The 802-nt window shown below is 39.3% G+C and carries 1 pseudogene; it reads left to right on the forward strand.

Going from position 1 to position 802, the window contains the following annotated elements:
• Positions 1–114: 114 nt before the first annotated feature.
• Positions 115–383: pseudogene (locus RTW80_RS26410) on the forward strand (IS3 family transposase); the annotation flags it as partial.
• Positions 384–802 lie beyond the last annotated feature (419 nt).

The following is an 802-nucleotide window of genomic DNA, read 5'->3' on the forward strand; positions in this document are numbered from 1 at the left end:
CCAGATATAGGTCACATCACCGCACCACACCTGTATAGCGGCGTAATCCCCAAAAACGATGCTGGTTGTCAGTAAACAAGCCATGAATGACAGTCGTTCCTGAAATCATAAGACCTGGAGGAGTGTATGCTCCGTCGCAGTAATTACCACGATACGCTTGCAGAATTTTTTCCAGTTACTGAAGCGTGAACGGATAAAGAAAAAGCTCTTCGGAACGCGGGAAGACGCCTCCAACGATATTTTTGAACATCGAAATGTTTTATAACAATAAGCGTCGGCATGGTTCCTGCGAACAGATGTCAACAATAGAATATAAAAACAATTATTATCAACAACTTGGAAGGAGTAAGACTACTCGTGGCGATTCAATATTAGATCATTGATGGAGATATAAATGGCTCACTTTTTATCGGTTGTTGACGATACGTTTATCAAGTATACATGAAAATTTCTTCATACCAGCTATATGAGACGTTAAGACTAATAATCTTACTCCCAAAATGACTATGTTGTTGCAGTTTGGTTTATTGACTCTTGTCTATAGTTCACCTAATGCCAAGATGAGGGAGCGAGGAACTTTACTGTCTACGCCTCTCTTCCTGGTTACAAAGACAAGCGTAAAACTCACCATCCATTAGAACTAAAGGCACTTTCCTGAGCAGAGTTTTCATCTGCAAGATAAAAGCTATTTTACAGCCGTAAAGTCCAGTGAAACGAAAGAGAGGTTAGTGAATTAATTACTTGATGTATTAAAGTATAATGGGCGTAGATAACACCTTAATACGAAATCTTGTCAGGCTTT

The sequence above is a fragment of the Escherichia sp. AM3 genome, from assembly GCF_032029835.1.
Classification (GTDB): Bacteria; Pseudomonadota; Gammaproteobacteria; order Enterobacterales; family Enterobacteriaceae; genus Escherichia; species Escherichia coli.